General features: G+C 73.9%; 8 protein-coding genes. 4 read left to right on the top strand and 4 right to left on the bottom strand.

The annotated features are described in order from the left end of the window. Nucleotides 1-123 precede the first annotated feature (123 nt). The gene (locus HG543_RS40100) at nt 124-765 is read left to right on the top strand and encodes a hypothetical protein (protein WP_169350200.1); all 642 of its coding nucleotides are present in this window, start codon (nt 124-126) and stop codon (nt 763-765) included. A gap of 68 nt (nt 766-833) precedes the next feature. Next, nucleotides 834-2,501, top strand: coding sequence for an apolipoprotein N-acyltransferase (gene lnt, locus HG543_RS40095; protein ID WP_371876535.1), 1,668 nt, complete (start codon nt 834-836; stop codon nt 2,499-2,501). A 126-nt stretch (nt 2,502-2,627) separates the two neighbouring features. Here the strand turns inward: lnt and HG543_RS40090 are convergent, their stop codons facing one another. Continuing rightward, the gene (locus HG543_RS40090) at nt 2,628-4,154 is read right to left on the bottom strand and encodes a GMC oxidoreductase (RefSeq protein WP_169350205.1); all 1,527 of its coding nucleotides are present in this window, start codon (nt 4,152-4,154) and stop codon (nt 2,628-2,630) included. Between the two features lie 140 nt (nt 4,155-4,294). Here HG543_RS40090 and HG543_RS40085 point away from each other — a divergent pair, with 140 nt between their 5' ends. Next, the gene (locus tag HG543_RS40085) at nt 4,295-5,161 is read left to right on the top strand and encodes an alpha/beta hydrolase (protein WP_169350204.1); all 867 of its coding nucleotides are present in this window, start codon (nt 4,295-4,297) and stop codon (nt 5,159-5,161) included. Nucleotides 5,162-5,164: 3 nt separating this feature from the next. Here the strand turns inward: HG543_RS40085 and HG543_RS40080 are convergent, their stop codons facing one another. From HG543_RS40080 to HG543_RS40070, 3 genes are all read right to left on the bottom strand, one after another. After that, entirely contained in the window at nt 5,165-6,622 is a 1,458-nt protein-coding gene (locus HG543_RS40080; RefSeq protein ID WP_169350203.1) for a reverse transcriptase family protein, read from the bottom strand. 403 nt (nt 6,623-7,025) lie between these two features. After that, entirely contained in the window at nt 7,026-8,876 is a 1,851-nt protein-coding gene (locus HG543_RS40075) for an SWIM zinc finger family protein (protein ID WP_169350202.1), read from the bottom strand. Further along, nucleotides 8,873-15,487, bottom strand: a complete 6,615-nt coding sequence (locus HG543_RS40070; RefSeq protein ID WP_169350201.1) for a HEAT repeat domain-containing protein — start codon at nt 15,485-15,487, stop codon at nt 8,873-8,875. The genes HG543_RS40075 and HG543_RS40070 overlap by 4 nt, the downstream gene beginning before the upstream one ends. 232 nt (nt 15,488-15,719) lie before the next feature. Between HG543_RS40070 and HG543_RS40065 the strand changes: the two genes are divergently transcribed. Continuing rightward, nucleotides 15,720-16,063: ligand-binding sensor domain-containing protein (locus HG543_RS40065; RefSeq protein WP_211194481.1), on the top strand; the 344-nt coding region annotated here is incomplete at its 3' end.

The following is a 16,063-nucleotide window of genomic DNA, read 5'->3' as shown; positions in this document are numbered from 1 at the left end:
GCCGGAGGGCTCGGCGAGGGCGGCGGAGGTGGGGCTCATGGGGGCGTGAGTCCGGTAGGGGGCCGGATTGCCTCGGCGGGAGTCGGTCCGTAGCATACGCAGCCCGGAGGTCCGCGGGCGAGCATGAGGCCGCAGCAACCAGCTCCAGAACGGCGTGTCGACCGTGACGGCGTCACGCATGTCGCTCCCTCGCGCTCCAGCAGCGGCGTGGGCCTGTGGCTCGTGGGCGGCGCGCTCGTGTTCACCATTCTTTGCGGCGCGCTGAGTGCCTGGTGGCTCTCCTCGGACGTGGAGGTGGAGCCGATGGCCGAGCTTCCTCCCGCGCCCGTGGTCGCGCCTCCGCCCATGGTCGCCCAGGCTCCCGCGCCGCGGCCTCGCCCCGTGGCTCCGGCGCCCCAGCCCGTGGCCGCGCCCGTCGTGGAGGAGCCCATGCCGCCGCCTTCCGACCCGGAGCCGCCGTACACCGGGCCCACGGGCACGCAGCTGTATCGGCCCGGCACCAAGCCGCTCAAGCGCGGCATCGTCGTGCCCGAGGACTTCGAGCTGCCGCCCGGCTACGTGCGCCACTACCAGTCCACCGACAACGGTGAGCGCGTGCAGGCCATCCTGATGTTCCATCCGGATTACGCGCCCTCGGACGCGAGCGGCCAGCCCATTGCCCTGCCGGAGAACCGCGTGGTGCCCGCGGAGATGGCGCCTCCGGGATTGCCCATCGAGATGCTGCAGCTGCCCGAGGGCGCCGAGTCCGGAGCGGGCGAGCCGTGACGGACGCGCGAGCGGGCCGCGCGCGGCGACTCGCCGTGGCGCTGCTCGGAGTGCTGGCGACCACCGCGATGCTGGCGCTGTTCTCCGGGCTGCGCATGCCGTGGACGCTGCTCGGCTGGGTGGCGCTGGTGCCGTGGCTCGCGGCGGTGGAGCGGGCTCGCTCGTGGCGCGGGGCGCTGGCGTTGGGGCTCGGGCTCGCGGTGGCGTTCTCCGTGGTGGTGTTCGGCTGGTTCGCGGGCTCGGTGCAGGCGTATTCGCAGGCCCCGCTGTGGGTGTGCTGGCTGGCGCTGCTGGTGATGGCTCCGGTGGTTCAGCTCCAGTTTCCCGCGGCGGCGCTGGCGCGGTACTTCGCTCGGCGGGCGGTGGAGGGTGCAGGCACCTTGACGGGAGCTGGCGCGCCCCAAGGCAATGACTCGCGAGTGCCCGTGCGAAGTGACGCAGGCCCGCCCGTGGGGCGTGACGCGAGCGTTGGAGCACGCCTCGGGTGGCTTCCTCCTGTCGTGACCGCGCTCGTGTACGTGGGCGTGGAGTGGTTCGCGCCGAAGCTGTTCGCGGACACGCTCGGGCTCGGGCTCGTCACCCAGGAGTGGCAGCGGCAGGGCGCGGACGTGGCCGGCGCTCCCGGGCTTACGTTGCTGCTCCTGCTCGTCAATGAGTGCGTGCTCGCGACGCTGCGCTCCCTGCGTGTCCCTTCCTCGCGCCAGCGTGCCGTGATTCCGGCGGCGGCCGGTGTGGCGCTGGTCCTCGTGTTGACGGCGTATGGCGCGTTCCGCCACTCGCAGGTGACGGCGGCGACGCGCCGCGAGGGCGGCCTGGTGGTGGGCGCGGTGCAGGCCAACATCACCAACTACGAGAAGCTGAAGGCCGAGCGCGGCACCTACGACGTGGTGCGGATGATTCTCGACACGCACTACGAGATGTCCGACGGCCTGCTGCGCGCCGGGCCCGTGGACCTGCTGGTGTGGCCGGAGACGGTGTACCCCACCACCTTCGGCTCGCCCCGCAGTGAGGCCGGCGCCGAGCTGGACGCCGAGATTGCCGGCTATGTCGCCCAGCGTGGCGTGCCCCTCGTCTTCGGCTCCTACGACCTGGAGGGCGAGCGCGAGTTCAACGCCGCCATGTTCCTGGGCCCTTCCGCTCGCGGTGACACGCTGGAGCGCACGGCGTACCGCAAGACGATGCTCTTCCCCCTGACGGAGTGGGTGCCGGACCTCATCGACACGCCGACGCTGCGCGAGTGGCTGCCTTGGACGGGACGCTGGAAGCGCGGCCCCGGGCCGAAGGCCGTGAGCTTCCGGCTGCGCGACGGTCGCTCGCTCACCGTGGCGCCGCTCATCTGCTACGAGTCCATCTTCCCCTCGTTCGTCGCGCAGGGTGTACGCCAGGGCGCGGAGCTGCTGCTCACGCTGTCCAATGACTCGTGGTTCTCCGGCACCCCCGCGCCCCGCCTGCACCTGGCGCATGCGGCCTTCCGCAGCATCGAGACCCGTCGCTCGCAGGTGCGCGTGACGAACTCAGGGGTGTCCGCGCTCATCGACGCGACGGGGGCGGTCGTCGCGGAGGTGGATGACAACCAGCGCTCGGGGCTCGCGATGCGGGTGCCCGTCACCGCGTCGATGCCGTCACTCGCGCTGGCCTGGGGAGACTGGCTCGGGCCCGTGGCGCTGGTGCTCGCCGTGGCGCTGATGGGCGGCGCGGTGCTCAGCGGGCATCGGCGCGCTCCAGGCGCACGGTGAGGCTTCCCAGGCGAAGCTCATCCACGGAGCAGCGCCTCCAGTCCCGCCCGCGTACCGGGGAGCCCCACCTCGCGGAGCACCTCGCCCGCGTCGGGATTCAATGCGACGAGGGCTCGTCCCCACCTCTCACAGCCGGCCGGCCTTGAGCTCTCCGACCATATAGGCGCAGGCGCGCACGGTGATCGCCATCATCGTCAGCGTGGGGTTCTGCGCTCCCTGAGAGGGGAAGCACGAGCCGTCGGTGATGAAGAGGTTGGGCACGTCCCAGCTCTGGTTGTGCTTGTTGAGCACGGACGTCTTCGGGTCCGTGCCCATGCGCGCGGTGCCCACCTCGTGGATGGCCATGCCCGGCGTGGACATGGTGTCGTTGACCTTCTCCACGGTGAAGCCCGCTTCCTTCATCATCTCCTGGCACTGCGCCACCGAGTCCTCGACCAGCTTCCGCTCGTTGTCCGAGTGCTTGCAGTCGATGTGCGCGGCGGGGATGCCCCAGCGGTCCTTCACCGTGGCGTTCAGCGTCACGCGGTTCTCCGCGCGCGGCACCATCTCGCCGAAGGGCACGAAGTGGCAGCTGTCGCCGAAGGTGAAGACCTGCACGCCATAGCCGCGCGAGAAGCCCGGCTCCTTCGTGGTGACGTTGCGGAACTGGGGGATGTACGCCCAGCTCTGCTCCGCCCGCTGCTGGTCGGCGGGCAGGTTCATCTTCGCCTCGATGCCCAGCAGGTACGTGTGGTCCATCAGGTTGCGGCCCACCTGTCCCGACGAGTTCGCCAGCCCGTCCGGGAACGCCTCGCTGCGCGAGTGGAGCAGCAGGCGCGCGGTCTCGATGGTGCCCGCCGCGAGCACGATGATGCGACCGTGGGCCTCGTACGTCTTGCCCGTCTCCGCGTCGATGTAGTGCACGCCGGTGGCGCGGCCCGTCTTCGCGTCGTGGAGGACCCGGTCCACCACGGCGTTGGTGCGCAGCGTGAGGCGGCCCGTCTTCAGCGCCGCCGGGATGGTAACGGGCGCGTTGGCGGTGCGGCGGGCGACGACGCGGCGCTCGGGCCAGCGGCGCTCCACGCGCTCCTTCAGGCGCTGCTCCGCGGGGGTAAGGGGAATGGACTCGGCGAAGACGGAGTCGGGCAGGGTGGAGAGCCCGTCGGTGTTGCCGCGGACGCCCATCCACCGCTCCACCGTTTCGTAGTGCGGCGCGAGCTCCGCCAGCGTCAGCGGCCAGTCCGGGCCCTGCCCGTCACGGCTGCCGGCTTTGAAGTCGAAGTCAGACAGCCGGTAGAACTGGCGCCCGTGCGCCTTCACCGAGGTGCGCCCGCCCACCTGCCGCGCGCGAATCCACGTGAAGGGCTGGCCGTCCGGCGTGGTGTACGGGTTGTCCACGTCGTCCACGAAGGCGTGCGGGTGGAAGGGCCACGCGAAGGTGGTGGACTGGATTTTCTGGCGCTCCTTGCGCCGCGCGTCCGTCTCCGTGCGGTAGCGGAGCAGCTTCTGGCGCAGCCGGTGCCACATCCACAGCAGCTTGTCGGCCTGGAGGCCGCGGCCGGCTTCGAGGACGAGCACCCGAAGGCCCGCCTCCGTCAGCTGCTTCGCGGCCCAACCCCCGCACGCGCCCGAGCCCACCACCACCGCATCGAAAGTCGTCTTGGACGTGCCCACAGCTTCCCTGGTGCGACAGGACCCGCAGCGGCCCTGTGAAAGTTCCGGCCAAGTGTAAGCTGCGTGACGAGACGTTGACCAATGACGCCCAGGCGCAGCGGCCTGCCAGCCGTGCGCCGAGTCATGGAGGGCAGGCGGACATGAAGCGGTGGCGGTGGCTCGTGGGTGGGGTGCTGGCGCTGGGGTTGGTCGGGACCCTGGCCATCTTCGGCCGGGCGCTGCGGCACTCGGAGGCGTACTTCCACTACCCGAAGCCCCAGGCGGTGAAGCCGGCGGACCTCGCGGAGGCGCGCGACGTGACGCTGCGCACGGCGGACGGGCTGACGCTGCGAGGGTGGTACGTGCCGTCGAGGAACCGGGCCGCGGTGGTGATGGCGCACGGCCTGTCGCAGACGCGCGCGGACCTGCTGCCGGAGGCGCGCATCCTGCGAGACGCGGGCTACGGCGTGCTGCTGTTCGACCTGCGCGCCCACGGGGAGAGCGAAGGGGAGACGTCCACCTGGGGCGACCAGGAGCGCAGAGACGTGGCGGCGGCGCTGGAGTTCGTGCGCGCCCAGCCGGACGTGGACCCGGAGAGGGTGGGGGCGCTCGGCTTCTCGATTGGTTCCGCCGCGGTGGCCGAGGTGGCCGCGAAGGACCCGGGCGTGCGCGCGGTGGTGCTGCTGTCCCCGTTCAACACGCTGTGGCTGGCGGCGGCGTATGACTTCCGGCGCTTCGGCTTCGTGTCCCAGTCCGGTGCGCTGGTGCCCTTCTGGCGGCGGGGCATCGCCATCGACGAGGTGCGCACCATCGACGCGGTGGAGCGCATCCGCCCCCGGCCGCTCTTCATCGTCATGGGCACGGAGGAGTCCGGACAGCCGCTCGCGGACGAGCTGTTCGCCAAGGTGCGCGAGTACGCGCAGACGTGGCGCATCCAGGGTGCGGGCCACGGGAACTTCAGTGTGACGTCGCCCGAGGAGTACCCGCGCCGGCTGCGGGCCTTCTTCGACGGGGCGCTGCTGCGCTGAGCGTCAGGCCGCCGGAGGCGACTGCTGCTCCTTCGCCTCCAGCTTCGCGAGCTGCTCCAGGAACGCGCGGCCCTTCACCGGGTCCGTCATGTGGATGAAGGCGGCCATGCCCTTGAGCTGGTCCAGCGACTCGCCCTCGCGGCCGGGCTTGCCCTGCTCGCGGTTGTGGATGGCGGCGCGCAGCCGGCGCACCACGTCGCGGGGGACTCGCGCGGCGGGCTTGCCGTTGGCGGCCTCGTTCACCACCAGCCCCGTCACCCGCTGGCGCGTGCCCTTGCGTGCCACGCGCGTCTTGTCCGGGTGCACGCGGAAGCCCTCGGCCTCCACCACGGACTGCACGCGCGACAGCAGCACCGCCACTGGCGGGCGCTGCGAGCGCTTCGCCTTCGGCTGCTTCGCCTTCGTCCACGAGAAGGTCAGGTCGTCCGCGTAGCGCGTGTACGTGAAGCCCAACCGCTTCGACAGCGCGGAGAGCCGCTTGTCCAGGCGCAGGCACAGCGCGTTGGTGATGCCCGGCGACGTGGGCGCGCCCTGCGGCAGCGAGCGCGGGCCCTTCGCCACGTAGAGCAGCTTGCCTCGGAACTGCACCGCCTCGCGTGGGGCCTCGGTGGCCATCAGCGCCAGCAGCGTGGACGCGCTCTCCGGCAGGCCGCCCTTGCGCAAGAGGCCCTTCACCCGCCGCCACGTCACGGAGGGGAAGAAGTCCTTCAGGTCCACCTTCACCACCACGTCCGCGCCCTGGTGCGCCAGCGCGTTGGTGAGGATGGAGCGCCCCGCCACGAAGCCGTGGGCCGCGCCGTGCACCGGCAGCTTCTCCACCACGTTCGCCAGCACCCAGCGCTGCGCTTCCTTCAGCTCCGGCTTGGGGGACGTAATCGTCCGCGAGCCGCCGTCGCGCTTGGGAATCTTCCAGCTCACGTAGTGCGAGCCCGTGTCCACCTCGCGGTGGAACGCGAACCAGCGCAGCTTGGACACGCTCAGGCCCAGCGCCTTCGCCAGCGCGTCCGTGGAGTCCAGCTCCGGCAGGCCGTTCGCCCTCGCGCGCTCCTCGCGGGCCGCGATGTCGAACTTGTCGCCAGCGGCGTCCTCCTCCCAGTGCACCCCGGCGCCCAGGTGCGCCACGTGCGTGGCCTTCCAGGCTTCGTGGGCCTGGCGCTCCAGGGCGCGGCGCTCGGCGGCCTCGGCCTTCTTCTTCTCCTTCCAGGCCGTCTTCTCCTTGTCGGACGCACGCGCGAAGTCGAGGTCGCCCACCGCGAGGCCGCGCGAGACGAGCTGGCCCTGCACCCAGGAGTCGGCGCCGCCGGACTCGACGATGGCCTTCCAGCGGGTGAGGAGCGCCTCGTGGGCGGCGCGGCGGGCCTCACGCTGCGAGGCGGCGTTGGCGGCGGGGGCTGCCGGCGCGGGCGTGGAGACGGTCTGCGGCGAAGCTGCGGGGACGAACGACTCCAGCCTGGCGGTCATGTCGGTACCTGGGGCGGGGGCGGCGGCATGGGACGGGGCGTGGCGCGAGCAGTCGAGGGAGGCCGGGAAGGCACCACCATCTCACCTGGGGCACGGTAGCCTCACCGGCTCTCCCCTCCTAGGCACCATGGCCCGGGTGGGTAAACGGCGTTCGCGTCGTTGGCTCAGCTACCCACCCGGGCCATGGTGCCTAGGAGGGAGAGAGCCAAGAACAGGCTACCTTGCGGAGAGTGTCCTGCATTCCAACCGGAGCGGCGCAACACCGCTCCCGCGCTCGAGGCGCTCAGGCTGATGCACTCCAGACCTCTCTCGGCTGCTCGCGCGTGAAGCGCTGGTCCGTCGTCGTTCCGTCGCTCCTGTCCTGCCGGCCGCGCGTCGACGCGGCCGGGCCGTGAATGGGGGTTTACACCAAGGCCGAGGCCGCGTCGATGTAGCCTTCAGCCGCCAACTTCTCCAGGCGCGAGAAATAGGCCGTGCGGGCCTCCGCGTCCGTGTCGAACCAGAGCCGCTGGTGGCGGGACTCGCCCGTGCGCGGGCCCCACTCCACCGCCACCACCTGGCCGTCCAGCGACACGCGATACACCGTCTCCAGGCCGCTCTCCGCGTCGCGGCGCACGTAGGAGCGCGTCTCGGCGCGGATGAGCTTGCGGCCCTCGGGCGTCTTGCGGAGCGCCTCTTCCTCGGCGCGGCGGCGGCCGTAGGCGAGGCGCAGCGCGAGCAGGTGCTCGCAGGGGCCCTCGCGCAGGCCGGAGCGGCGGTGGTGGGGGCAGCCGCAGGAGGCGTCCTTCAGCCGGCCCTCCACGTCCAGCATGAAGCTGGGGAAGAAGCTGCGCACGGCCTCGCGGTCCACCACCTCGCCGTGGATGCGGATGCCCTCGCCGACGACCTCGTGCACCTTGGTCAGCTTCACCTCGCCCGCGCCCGGGCCGCCGTCGCCCAGCAGGCGGTGGGCGCGCGCCTCGCGCTCGCTGCCGTAGCGGATGACGGCCTCGTCCACCGGCGTCGCCATCAGCTCGCGCGGGCGGTACTCGCCCCGGGCGATGTCGAAGAGGACGCGGCCGCGCAGGCACTCCAATTGGAGCGCCGCGCGCACGGACTCCTTGGGGGCGCCGGCACCGGCGACGAGCGTCTCGAAGGACAGGGGCCCTTCCGCGCGCAGCCGGCCGCGCAGCTTCTCCGCGAGCCCGTCCGGCACCGCGCGGGGCATGAGGGCGTCGAAGGCGGCGGCCGAGGACCAGCCGCTCTCCGTCCAGCCAGTGAGGCCCAGCGTCAGCGTGGCCGCGCCCATGTCGATGACCCAGAACACTGGCAGGCCCGGGCCCAGGAGCTGCACCCGCACCGAGTGCGCATGGGGCAGCAGGCGCGCGAGCGCGGCGAGCCGCTGGCGGCCGAAGGTGCGCACCACCGCGGGGGCGCTGCCCGTGTACGTGCCGCCGTGGCACTCCAGCACCAGCTCCCACGGCTCCAGCACCAGCCGGGGCGGGGCGCCGGGGATGAGCTCGAAGCGCAGCGCGCGCGGGGCCTTCTTCGCCTTGCGGGTGCGCAGCGCGAAGAGGAGGTTGTAGAGGTCGATGGGCGCAAGCCGGCACGTGTTCGCCGGCAGCGTGGCGGCGGACTGCACCTGGAGGAAGCCGCGCAGCCACGCGTGGGGCACCTCCACGTTGCGCGGCTCGCGGGCGGGCTGCGAGGGGCGCGCGGGCAGGGCCACGTGGGCCTCCAGCGACACGGGCACGTAGGTGCGCAGCCGGTCCACGCGGGCGGGCAGGTCCGCGGGCACGTCCAGGAAGGTGGAGCCGTGCGCGGCCTCGCGGCCCTCGAAGAGGGCATTGTCGAGGGACAGGCGCGCGTAGGCGCTCTCGTCGCGGGAGAAGACCTCCAGGGACACGCTGTCCGGGTCCACGGTGAGGACGGGGTCCAGCACCGCGTCCTTCTTCTCCTCGCCCTCCAGCGCGTTGTCGAGGAAGGCCTTCTGCGCCTCCCAGATTTGCGCGCTGGCCCGCTTCCCCTGCTTCATGAGGTACGCGAGGTACGCGGTGCGGTCCTTGCCCCGGTAGCGTAGGTCGCTGGCGAGGATGCCGAAGGTGGAGGCGAGCACGTCGCGGAAGAGGGTGGCGTCGCGCACGCGGCCGCGCACGCCCACGGTGCCGCGAGAGCCCTCCAGGGCCAGCAGCACGCGCGAGGCATCCGGTGCGGCCTCCACGTCGCTCGCGGTGGCGTAGCGCAGCTCGACGGGGTGTCGGGTGGCGGTCGTCACGACGGGGTTCCTTCCTTCCGGGCGCGCTCGGCGGCGCGGCGTGCACGTTTGTGGGCGCGCCAGGCGGCCTTGCGCAGCTCCACGGGTTGCGAGTTGTCGAAGGCGGCATCGTGCAGCAGCTTCGCCGCCGCGTCTCCGCCCAGCCGGCCCAATACGGCATAGGCGTCCGGCTTCACCTCGGCCTTCACACCCCGGGCCAGGGCCAGCAGAGGCTCCTCGGCGCGAGTACCCAGCAGCGCGGGCACCGCGAGGCGGCGGCTCTCGGACGTCGCGAGCGTGTCCTGGGGCGGCCTGTCACCCGTGGGGCCCAGGGCCACCGGGTCGAACGGTTTCACCTCCAGCGCCCAGGCCGCGGCGCGCTCGGGGGCGAGCTTCGCCAGCGCGTCCGCCGCCGCCGCGCGCACCCGGGCGTCCGGGTCGACGAGCGACGCGCGCAGCGTCTCGGCCACGGCGGCGCGCTCCTTGTCATGCGACAGCACGGGCGCGGTGGGCGTGGCCCCCTTGGGTTGCAGCGTGCCGTTCACCGAGCCCAGGCGGCCCAGCGCGCGCGCGGCCTCCTGGCGCACGCGGGCGGGAGCCCCGGCCTCGCCACCCTGGAGGATGGCGCGCGCGGAGTCCGACAGCGCGGCGGCGCCCAGGCGGGAGCCGGCCCACAACAGACGCTCCCACGCGGCGGCCAGCGGGGCGCGCTTCGGAGCGGGCGCGGCGGCCCACTCGGAGGCGGTACGGCGCTCGGCCGTCACCAGCGCGCGGGACAGCGCGGCCACATCCACCGAGCCCGGATCGCGGGGCTCACCCGTCCAGGTGCCCACCAGCAGCGCGGCCTCCTCGCGGGCCTCCGGCTTGTCGTGGCCGAGCAGCGCCACCACCTCGGGGACGGGCATGGCGCCGCGCCGCGCGAGCCCGCGCCGCAGCCGCAGCCGCAGGGCCACATTGGACAGCGTGGCCAGCCGGGGCACCAGCAGCGCCGGGTCGCCCTCGTCGGAGAGGTAGGCGGCGGCCGGCTCGGAGATGTCCGGGTAGCGGCTGGCCACGGCGTGGAACTCCACGCGCGTGCGCTCCTTCGGGAAGAGCTCGTCCAGCGCCTTGCGCGCCTCGCGGCGCAGCTCGTACTCGGGGAAGTCCAGCGCCAGGGCGAGCGCGGTCTCCGCCTCCGGGTCCTTCAGCTTCGCCAGTTCCTGAGCGGCGGCCGTGCGCGTGAGCAGGAACGTGCCCGGGTCGCCCAGCAGCGCCTCCAGCTTCACGCGGGCGCGCTCGCCGCCGATGGCGCGCAGGCCCCGGATGCCGGCCTGCTGCAGCTCCACGCTGTTGCCCTCGACGGCGGCGGCCTCCACCTTCTCCTCGACGCGGCGGCGGTCCTCGCCGTCCGGCAGCTTCGCGGCGAGGCGGCCGAGGCCCTCGATGGCGGCGGCCATCATGGAGGGCTCCGTCGGAGCCTCCGGCGTGCCGCCCGCGGCCACCGTCTCCAGCTCGGCGAGGGCGCGCGCGTCACCCAGCGTGCCCAGGGCGAGCAGGGCGCGCTCGCGCTGTCCTTCCTCGCCCGCGCGGGCGTACAGCAGCAGGGGGCGCAGGGCGCTGACGCGGCCCTGGTGCGCCACGGCCTCGGCGGCCGGCAGCATCAGCTCGCGGGCACCGGCGCGCAGCACCTCTTCCAGGGGCTCCACGCTGGCGCCGTGCTCGATGACGCGCTTCGCGTACCGCTCCACGGCCTCCGCGCGCACCGTCACGTCCCGGTCCGCGAAGAGGCCCACCAGCACCTCGGACTGGCCGGCCTCGGCGCCGTGCTCCAGCTCGCGCACGGCGGCCTGCCGCACCGCCGCGTCCTGGTTCTTCACCGCCTGGCGCAGGAAGCGCACCGCCAGCGTCGCGTCACGCTTCTTCACGTCCGCGCCGGCGATGTTCATCGCGGCGGTGACGCAGGTGTTGCGCACGGCGGGGGCCTCGTCCTCCAGGCAGCGCCGGGCCAGCACGTCCAGGCCTTCCTCGCGACGGGTGTGGCCCAGGGCCGCCACCAGCCGCTGCCGCTCGTTGGCGTCCGGAGCGGCCTGGAGCCGTGCGGCCAGGGCATTCACGGCGCCGGGCGTGGCCAGCCGGGTCAGGGCTTCCAGCGCGCGCTTCGCGGCGGCCGCGTTCTCCGAGCGCAGGAAGGTGGTGAGCACCTCCACCGCGCGGTCATCCCCGCGCAGCGCCAGCAGCTCCGAGGCGCGCAGCCGCAGGTCCTCGTGCTCGCTGGCCATGGCCCGGCCCAGCGCCTCGGTGACGCGCGGGTCGTTGGCGCCGGCCAGCCGCTCAATCACGCCCACGCGCAGGTCGGCGTGCTCGCTGCCCAGCGCGGCCAGCAGCGGCTCCAGGCTGCCGGGCGGGCTGAGCTTCTCCAGGAGCTCGAAGGCGTAGCGGCGCACGTCCGGCAGCGGCGAGTTGAGCGCGGCGGCGATGCGCGGCTTCGCGACGTCGCCCCGTCCGGACAGCTCGTCCAGCGCGGCGCGGGCCATGTCCGCGGACTGCGAGGCCAGGGCCAGCGACAGCGGCTCGTCGCTGCCGGCGGGGAACAGCTCCTTGAGGCCGGCCAGCGCCGCCTTGCGCACGAGCTGGTGCGGGTCCTCCAGGGCGCGCAGCAGGGCGGCCACGGCGGCGGGCGTGCCGGCGTAGCCCTCCTGCGTCAGCTTCACCACGCGGTCCACCGCGTCGCGGCGCACCCGGTGGCCCTCGTCGTCTCCCGCGGACACCTGCCGCAAGAGGCCCACGTAGGCGCCGAAGGCGAGCCGGCGCAGGTGCTGCCGCTCGGCGCTGGCGGTGGCCTCGGGCGAGGACTCCGGCACCCCCGGCTTCACGGCGGAGAAGAGTCGGCGCAGCCAGCTCCTGCCGGGCGTGGCCTGCACGGGCGACGTGGCGGGCGCTGTCTCCGGCTTCCACGGCGCGTCCAGCGTGCGCGGGCGGGCTACCTTCTGGGCCTCGCGGAAGTAGTCGAGCGGCTTGTTGCGCAGCAGCAGCACCTGGGCCGCCGCGTAGCGCTGCTCGGGCTGGTCGCTGGAGAGGGCCTCGGCGAGCCCCAGCACCCGCTTCGCGCTGTCCGCCTCGGAGGGCCACCCCTTCAGGTCGCCGGACTTCTCCTTGTCCTCACGCAGCTCCGACCCGTCGTCATCGCCGAGCAGGTCCAGCGTGCCTTCGGCCTTCTCGGCCTTGCCCTTCTCCGGGCGCGGCGGCAGCAGGGCGTCCACGAGGTACGCGCGCGACGCGTCGGTGTCCGCGCGCAGCTCCAGCGCGCGGGCCGCGGCGTAGCGCACCTCGGGCCGGCCGCTGGAGAGGGCGCTGATGAGCAGGTCGGGCGGCTCGCCCCGGCGGCTGGCGCGCAAATCCCTCGCGAGGACGATGGCGAACACCATCTCCTGCACCTCGCGAGCGCGGTCCTCCAGGCCGTGCAGCAGGCCCCCATCCCCGGCGGGGCCCAGGGCCGCGAAGGCGAGGATGGCGCCGAGGCGAATCGGCAGGTGGTCGTTGCGCAGGTTGCCGGTGAGCACCGGCAGCGCGCGCGTGTCACCCAGGCGGGACAGGCCATCCGCGGCCCACGAGCGCACCGCCACGTTGGCGGAGCTCAGCGCGTCCAGCAGGTGGCCCTCGTCACCCCGGCGGCTGGCGGTGGCGAGGCCGCGCGCGCCCTGCTCCTGGATGTCGCCCAGCTCGTGCGGCAGCAGCACGGTGGCGAAGAAGCCCAGCAGCTTGCGCGAGCCCAGCGACGCCAGCGCGCGCGCGGCGCGGATGCGCAGCGGGTTGAGGAAGGCGGGCGGGTAGAGGCGCTCCAGGTCCTTGTCGGTGATGAGGACCCGCATCGGCTCGAGGATGTCCTCGGCGCCGCGCGGGGCCAGCAGCTCCGCGGCGCGCACGCGCACCAGCAGCGAGGCCGAGGCGATGCCCGCCGTCAGCGGACCGTTCTCGTTCGGCACCAGCTTGTCGAGCGCCTCCAGCGCGGCGATGGCGACGTCGACATTCTCATCCTGCACCCGCTTCAGCAGCGGCGAGCGCAGCGCCTCCGCGGGCGCGTGGACGGAGCCCTTCGCCCCGGCGATGCGCAGCGAGGCATGCGTGGACGCGAGCGCCGCGAGGTGCGGCTCCGGCTTCTCCTTGCCGGCCTGCTTCACCCACGCGTTGTACGCGGCGGTGGCCACGCCCGCGTCGCGGTCCTCCACCGACTTGCGCAGGCGCTCCAGGGCCCAGCCCTCGGCGCCGTGCTGCGAGAGCACCTCCACCGCGCGGCCGCGCAGGTCCGGGAAGCGGCCGGAGAGCGCGCGGTCCAGGGCCTTCTGGGGCTCCTGCTCGTTCCACGCCCACAGCGTGCGGAAGGCCTCGCCGCGCACCCTGGCGGATTCGTCCTCCAGCGCGTCGCCCAGCAGCGGCTCCGCGCCCTGCGTCGCGGCGCCCAGCTTCACCAGCCGGTCCAGGCCGCGCACACGCATGTCCTCGTGGCCGGAGCGCAGCGCGGCCTCGGCGGCGGACAGGGGCGCGCTCGTGTCGAGCGCCACGACGGCTTCCAGCGCCGCGGCGCGCACGTCCGCGTCCACGTCGTCCAGCATCCACACCAGCCGCTCGCGAGCCTGGGGGTCCTGGAGGGCCTGCAGCGCGGTGGCGGCCTGCCGGCGGATGGAGGCCTCCGGCTCGCGGGAGAGCTGGAGCAGCGCGCCCAGCGCCCGGGTGTCTCCGAGCTGCGCCAGTCCGCGCGCGCCGCGCACCGCGGTGTCCGGCGTGCGGCAGGCCATGGCGGCCAGCAGGGGCTCCAGGTCGGACTCGGCCAGCGTGCCACCGACGGTGCCCTGCGCGGGCAGCGCGTCACGCGCGGCCTGCACGTCCGCGTCACTCGGAGGCGTGCTGTCGGGGATGCCCTGGGCGCGGCGGGCGCGCTGGGCCAGCCGGCGGGTCACGTCCTTGGTGGCGCGGGCGAAGTCCTCGTCGCGCGACTCCAGCGCGTGGGCCAGGGCGCGGCGCTCCAGCACGCGCACGGTGAAGGCCACGCGGCGCACGTCCGCGTCCTCGTCGTCCAGCGCGCGGGCGGCCAGCGGCTGGAGCTGCGGGTGGCCCAGGAGGCCCGCTCCGGCGGCGCGGATGAGCACCTCCACCTTGAGGTGCGCGGGGCCGCGCTCGAAGGCGGTGCGCAAAGGCTCGGTGCTCCCGCCGGGCGTCACCTCGGTGAGGGCGTCCAGCGCGGCCAGCCCCACGGCGGGCACGCCGTCCACGAGCTTTCCGGCGATGAGGCCCGGCACCAGCGGCGACACGCCGCCCAGCTTCGCCAGCCGCTCCAGGCCCGCCACGCGGGTGTCGGCGTAGCGGGAGTCCAGCGCGGCGCGCGGAGCGGCCAGGGGCGACTCGGTCTCCAGCTTCTCCAGGGCCTCCAGCGCGGCCCGGCGCACCATGGGGTGGTCGTCGTTGAGGCGCTCACGCAGCTTGGGCCGGGCGGCGGTGCGGCCCTTCGCGGCCAGCTCCTGCGCGGCGAGCCGGCGTACCTCGGCGTCCTTGTCGGTGCCGAGGACCTGGGTGAGGAAGTCGAGCGCCTCGGGCTCCTCCAGGAGGGCGGCCTCGCGCACGGAGGACTCGCGCTTGGGGCGGCCGGCCTTGAGGGACTCGGTGAGCAGGTCGAAGCCGTGCTGGTAGTGGGAGTGGTCCTCGGCGGGCTTGCCGTCCACCGCGACGCCGAAGTGGTGGACGCGGCGGTCCTCGCAGCCCGCGAAGACGAAGCCCAGCGACACCCTCGCCGCCCGCGAGTTGGCCGGGGGCATGAAGGCGAGGGCGTTCACGGGCCTGCTGCCGCAGTCGAGCGTGCGCGGCTTGCGACGCTCGTCCAGGCGCCAGGCCTTCACCTTGCCGTCGCTTCCGGCGGACCAGATGCGGTCGGCCGGCTCGTCGCCGCCGGGCTCGGCGGCGGGCGTGGGCGGGAAGAGGAGGGCGAGCACGGCGCCGGCATGGCCGGAGTCCTTGTCGCCGCGCACCTCGAACTCCACGGCGCCGACGAGGTACCAGATGCGCAGCCTGCCGTCGTCGCCGCCGGAGACGAGGCGTCCGTCGCGCGGGGTGAAGGCGAGCGCGCGCACCGCGCCCTCGTGGCCGGGCATGTCGCGCCGGGCGCCGGTGGCGAGGGTGAAGGAGCGGACCACGCCGTCGTCACCACCGCAGGCGGCGTAGGTGCCGGAGGGGTCCACGGCCACGGCGCGCAGCGGCTGGGGCGAGGCCTTCCAGTCGTGCACCTTGCGCGTGGACTCCCACTCCCAGGCGCGCACGGTGCCGTCGGCGCCCGCGCTGAAGAGGAGCTTGCCGTCGGCGCTGGAGGCGAGCGCGGTGGCGCCGCCCGGGTGCACGCCGTGGAGCTGGAAGGCGGCCTTGCCGTCGGAGAGGGTGCCGATGTGGAGGGTGCCGTCGGCGCCGGCGGCGGCCCAGCGCTCGCCGGAGAGGGCGAGGGCGAGGACCGCGGAGGGCAGCTCGGTGCTCCAGAGCACCTTGTTGGAGCCCGGCTCGTACGCGGTGACGCGGCTGGCGGAGGAGGCTCGCGCGCCTCCCACCAGCAGCACGCGGGCGTTGGCCGCGAGCGCACGGACCTTCTCGATGTTGCCGATGGCGAGGACGGGCATGACGCTCCTTGCGAAGGGCCCTTCTTAGCACTCCGTCCCGGCCATTCCATGGGCAGATCCACGGCGCGGGTGAACTCTCTCCACCCCACGCGTGGGGTCTCCCGCCGCCCGTGTGACACGGGCGGTCGCGGGTAGACGCCATCCAGATGCGGTAGGCTCCCCTCCGTTTGTCAGTGGGGGCCGCATTCCTTTGCTCGCGCAACACAGGTCGAAGGTGACGCCGCGTCACCTCGTGATGCTCGCCGTGCTCATGTCGCTGCTGGCGCCGCCGTCCCGGGCCCAGGAGGCCGACGTGCCGCTCGCCGGAGCGCTTCACCGCGTGTGGGGCCTGGATGAAGGGCTCCCGCAGAGCTCCGCGCTCGCGCTGACCCAGTCCCTCGAGGGCCACCTCTTCGTCGGCACCCAGGAGGGCCTCGCCCGCTTCGACGGCAACACCTGGACCGTGCTGGACCAGGCCGCCGGCCTCCCCTGCGAGGAGGTCGTGGCCCTCACCTCCACCCCGGACGGCGCCGTCTGGGCCGGCACGGCCGGCTGCGGCCTCGTGCGCATCGCCCAGGGCGCCTACAGGCGCCTGCC

The organism is Pyxidicoccus fallax (assembly GCF_012933655.1).
GTDB lineage: Bacteria > Myxococcota > Myxococcia > Myxococcales > Myxococcaceae > Myxococcus > Myxococcus fallax.
This window is presented reverse-complemented; position numbering and strand designations above follow the sequence as displayed.

Coding starts and splice junctions, on each gene's coding strand:
- lnt (WP_371876535.1), top strand. CDS start 834: ATGCTGGCGCTGTTCTCCGGGCTGCGCATGCCGTGGACGCTGCTCGGC.
- HG543_RS40070 (WP_169350201.1), bottom strand. CDS start 15,487: ATGCCCGTCCTCGCCATCGGCAACATCGAGAAGGTCCGTGCGCTCGCG.
- HG543_RS40100 (WP_169350200.1), top strand. CDS start 124: ATGAGGCCGCAGCAACCAGCTCCAGAACGGCGTGTCGACCGTGACGGC.
- HG543_RS40080 (WP_169350203.1), bottom strand. CDS start 6,622: ATGACCGCCAGGCTGGAGTCGTTCGTCCCCGCAGCTTCGCCGCAGACC.
- HG543_RS40085 (WP_169350204.1), top strand. CDS start 4,295: ATGAAGCGGTGGCGGTGGCTCGTGGGTGGGGTGCTGGCGCTGGGGTTG.